The sequence below is a fragment of the Bacteroides fragilis genome, from assembly GCF_019583405.1.
Classification (GTDB): Bacteria; Bacteroidota; Bacteroidia; order Bacteroidales; family Bacteroidaceae; genus Bacteroides; species Bacteroides fragilis_B.
Window position 1 is genome coordinate 1 of sequence record NZ_SZUU01000023.1, and the last position, 4,595, is coordinate 4,595.

Sequence of the window (4,595 nt, forward strand, 5' to 3'; positions counted from 1 at the left end):
AATTTTTAGTGATCAAAAACAGGATATGGGCACGTAAAAAGAGTTAAGGAAAGTGAAGCATCTTCGATGCTGGGGTGGGATATACTAAATTACCTAAAATTGTGCCGCGCAAATTTGCGCGCCACAATGTATAGTTCTCTGTTATATACCGGAATTACTATAGATACCAAAGGATTAGTAACAAGTGCATTCATATATTATTGCAGTCTACTAATTAACATAAACTTAAATTTATCGATAGTTGATAAAAAACGCATACTACTTAAACTCTTAAAATTATACCGCTTATATAAAGACCAAATATTTCTTAAAGAAAAAAGGTTTCTCATATAGCCCCTATATATCTTATTTTTCATGATATATTGTTCAGGTAGTATTGAAAACCACAAAGGTATTTGATACATAAAAATATCTATAGCATTAGATTTCCAAGTTTTCTCAATTTCTCCCAGCTCTATTAGTATATAATCTGAATAAAACAAACATTTCCCAATTGCATTGCTACTCAACATTGATTCCCAAGGAATAGCAGAATATGCATGACTAGTACCAATATATTTCTCAACATCACAACGATTTATTAATCCATTTCTAATTATTACAGTACCGTATGGCATTTTATCCCATAAAAAAGAGAAAGCACTCAATTTCTCTACATAAACAGTTGTTTTAAATGTCGAATCAACAGAAAGGACAATAAAATCAAAACATTGTTTTAAATAAGATTCTATTTTCTTATAAAAATCATCTACCAAAAAATCATCATCTCCCAACATTAATGTATATTTAGAGACTTGTTTATTAAGGACATTAAGCATATTTCGATCTAGCCCTATATTAGTTTCATTTTTACAATAGAATATATAAGGATACAACTTTTGCTTTGCACATACAATATTTTCTGTTTTATCAAGAGAACAATTATCATACACTTGTACACAAACATCATATTCTTTTACAGCACTAATGACACGATCTAAAACAGTATCTAAAACATCACACCTATTATAAGTAGGTATAAAAATGGACAACAAATTATTCATTAGCTCAATAATTTTGTTAAGAAGGAAGACTTTTTCTTCGTATAAATAAAATAATATATTTGAATAGGAGATAGAAAAGCACTTAATGAGATACAAATTATCATACTCCAAATAGCTCCTTCAATAGCTAATCCTAAAGATTTGAGAAGATAAAATAATGGAAAAAATATCAAAGCAGATAAACTAGTTGAATAAACACCTAATCTAACCTTTCCAATGGCCCCAACAATACATCCAAAAATATTATTCCAAATGCTTACCAATGCAAATAGGAGCATTGCCAACAATAAAGACCTGCTTATATTCAAGTCCTGCCCTAGCCAATATTCAATGAGTGTTGGACCTATAAAAGCCATAATAACAGCCACTATCATTGTTAATAAAAACATAAACAAACAGTATTTTACAGATTTCTTAATCCATTTATAGTTTCCCAGAATATATGCGTTCGTATAAGACGGCCATAAAGGTGTCATAAGAATACCCCACAAAAGGATTAGAATATTATAATATTTAAAAACAATATTGTATTTAGTAACATCAGCAGGGCCAAAACTATTAGCTATAAGAAAACTATTAGTCTGGAATATTATAATAGCAGATATCTGTATAATAAAAAAATTAATACCAAGAGAAAAGATTTCAGAGAAATGTTGTTTATCAGAATATCTAATACAAGGCCTTAATTCCCTCAATTTATTAGAATATAAATAAATAGAAAAAACAAACAAAATTATTAATGGAACATACAATACTACTATTGTAAAAATAATAATAGATTTTACTCCTAAATAATTAAGAAGTATAACCCCAATAAAAGCCCCAATTTGCCCAATAAATTCTATTAATGAATTAAATCTTATATTTTGCGTGGCAGCCAATACTGGAGTTATTATTTGAAGTATAAACCGCATACAGAATGCTATAATCACCAGAAAAGCAGTTATAGTTAGATCATTATTAAATATTTGCTCAACATTCAAAAGTAGATTCCATTTAATAAAACAATTGATAATCAAAGATATCACTAATATAACAGAAAAGATTAGTGCAGAGTATACATATGATGTACTTACCAATTTTCTTGAATACTCAATATTATTTACAGCCAAAGATTCTGTCAATTTATTTTTCAATCCATTTCCGATTCCAATATCAAACAAACTTAACCACGAAACCACTGATGTCAAAGCTAACCACACACCATATATTTTTTCATCAAGGCAACTCAATAGAATTGGTACATACAATAAAGATATAATAAATGATAGCCCCTTTAACACGAAAGTATAAACAATATTCTTGCCAGTCAATTTGGTCAAAGAATCTACATTCTTAAAGAACTTCATTACTTCATTAACCAAATAAGCATTCTATCAATCCCACTTTTTTTTGAAATCTTCGGTTCCCATCCCAAAATCCTTGTAGCTTTTTCAATATCCGCCACGAAAACCTTCTGATCACTCTCCCGCCAAGGTAATTGAGTATAGGTCATCTCAATATCAAGTTTATTCTCAAGCAAATCAAACAGTTCCAACAAAGAAAGACTATTTTCTATACCACCTCCAATATTAAACACCTCGCCATAGGCCTTGTCAATGTCCTTTGCTATAAAATACAAATTCACAACATCCTCACCATGAAGAACATCACGGACCTGTTTACCGGTACCCGAGATTGTAAAAGGTTCTTGCAAAGTATGGTTCTTGATCTCCAGAGCTTTCTGACAGAACCAGCCAATCCACCCCTGATCGTAGGTAGCGTGCTGATTACTGCCGTACATGGAAGAATGGCGGAAAACAATCGTCTTTAAGCCATAGATACGATGGAAGTCCAGCAGGTATTGGTCGGCACAACCCTTCGAACAACCGTAAGGAGAGTGAAAATCCAAAGAAATCGATTCAGGAAAGCCATTAGGGTATTCTTCGCAAACATAACGGGTAGACTCTTCCCTGAAATGCAAATACTCAAAATCACCGTAAACCTTATTCGTCGAAGAATACAGGATTACAGAATCCGGAGAATACTTACGGACAGCATCCAGTAAATTGAATGTTCCCAAAGCATTTGTTTCGTAGTCCAACCGAGGATTGGAGATGGAGGTTGTCATCGCAACCTGGCCCGCCAAATGAAAAATATAATCCGGCTGCACCTCCTTTATTACCGTTTCGACATCGTTGGTATTGCGGGTGTCATAAGGATAATATGTAAAGTCACCTTTCGTACGTAACCACTCAAGATTTGAGCTGCTACCATAACGAAATAAATTGTCCAAGACAAAGAGTTCTTCACCTCTCTTCAGCACCTCCGCTGCAAGATTGCTCCCTATAAAACCGCATCCGCCGGTTATCAAATACTTCATAGTTATTGTTTTAAATAATCAGTTAGTCTTTTTTCGTTATCAAAATGGATATTGCATCCCGTTATTGATGATAGTTTAGCTATGGAGCATTTAAGATCCATAGCTTCATTCTCCCGATAGGGTAAAGCACCGTAATTCACATCCGATGACGAGTGAAGATATGCTTTACAATGCTCGATAATCTGTTTCAAAGAAATACTTTCTCCACTACTCACGTTCACAATCTCCCCAAGACATTTGAAATGGTTCTGTAAAAGGGATTCTATTGCACAAGCGAAGTCATCCACATAAATAAAATCTCTTTTCTGTTCACAGGGGGAAACATTCAAAGGAAGCCCAGATCTCAGTTGCCCGACAACATAGGGGATGAATTTATCCTTATTCTGAAGCGGACCAAACAAGTTACCGGGTCGGACAACCATTATCGGAAAGCCATAATTCCGATACAACATCATGGATGTATTGGTTGTCAATTGCTTGACCAAGGCATACGGAGAGTTAGGACACTCACGGTCTTCCTCCCGAAAGGGAGATTGTTCAGAACCATACTCTTCAGAACTGCCGAACTGAACAAAAAGTTTCAACGAGGATTCTTCTTTGAAACGTTCATACAGATTGAGAAGGATCTTTAAGTTAGACGAAATTAGTTCATCAAACAAGGACATATTCCGCTCCGCTGTCACCACCGAAGCAAGATTTATGATATAATCAGGTGATGGTACATCCTGTGGGATACGTTGACTTACCAAATCCAGTTCCGTTGTTTCAATGGAGGGACAAGATGTAAAGAAGGGCTGATCAATATACTTATCAAATACATGCACATGATATTTTTGAGACAGATATTGTGCCAGGTTCTTGCCGATAAAGCCGCTCCCTCCAATCAGGAATACTGTTTCCATCTTATTTCTGTATAAAATTAACTATCTGGTCAACACAAACATCATATACCTCTTCTTTCCGGTATCTTTTATACCAGTCCACCGTCAACTCAACTGTCTGCTCAATATTCATCTTCGGTTCCCAACCTAAACGGAATTTTGCCTTCGAAATATCCAGCATCAACAACTTCGCTTCATGCAACGCATGCGGATCAGAAAGGTCACGAAGTTCACCGGAACCGTAATTATTCACTACTTTCGTAGCCACATCCCATACAGTAGAGATTGACTCGGCTCTCGGACCGAAGT

4 protein-coding genes and 1 pseudogene are annotated in these 4,595 nt (G+C 34.6%); all 5 read right to left on the reverse strand.

Features of this window, described 5'->3' with window-relative positions:
* Positions 1-197 precede the first annotated feature (197 nt).
* A complete protein-coding gene (locus FDF36_RS20825) occupies positions 198-1,043 on the reverse strand; it encodes a glycosyltransferase (RefSeq protein ID WP_220392667.1) in 846 nt (281 codons plus the stop codon).
* Positions 1,043-2,392, reverse strand: a complete 1,350-nt coding sequence (locus tag FDF36_RS20830; protein WP_259281494.1) for an oligosaccharide flippase family protein — start codon at positions 2,390-2,392, stop codon at positions 1,043-1,045. The genes FDF36_RS20825 and FDF36_RS20830 overlap by 1 nt, the downstream gene beginning before the upstream one ends.
* Complete coding sequence (locus tag FDF36_RS20835; protein ID WP_220392669.1) at positions 2,392-3,405, reverse strand: GDP-mannose 4,6-dehydratase; 1,014 nt, start codon at positions 3,403-3,405, stop codon at positions 2,392-2,394. Before FDF36_RS20835 ends, FDF36_RS20830 begins: the two co-directional genes overlap by 1 nt.
* 2 nt (positions 3,406-3,407) lie before the next feature.
* Positions 3,408-4,307 carry an NAD-dependent epimerase/dehydratase family protein gene (locus FDF36_RS20840; RefSeq protein ID WP_220392670.1) on the reverse strand — a complete coding sequence of 300 codons (900 nt, stop codon included), beginning with the start codon at positions 4,305-4,307 and terminating at the stop codon, positions 3,408-3,410.
* Position 4,308: 1 nt separating this feature from the next.
* Positions 4,309-4,595, reverse strand: a pseudogene (locus FDF36_RS20845) (CDP-glucose 4,6-dehydratase); the annotation flags it as partial.

Bases quoted from the DNA above. Each gene is read 5' to 3' on its own strand.
- FDF36_RS20835 (WP_220392669.1), bottom strand. From the start codon at position 3,405: ATGAAGTATTTGATAACCGGCGGATGCGGTTTTATAGGGAGCAATCTT.
- FDF36_RS20825 (WP_220392667.1), bottom strand. From the start codon at position 1,043: ATGAATAATTTGTTGTCCATTTTTATACCTACTTATAATAGGTGTGAT.
- FDF36_RS20830 (WP_259281494.1), bottom strand. From the start codon at position 2,392: ATGAAGTTCTTTAAGAATGTAGATTCTTTGACCAAATTGACTGGCAAG.
- FDF36_RS20840 (WP_220392670.1), bottom strand. From the start codon at position 4,307: ATGGAAACAGTATTCCTGATTGGAGGGAGCGGCTTTATCGGCAAGAAC.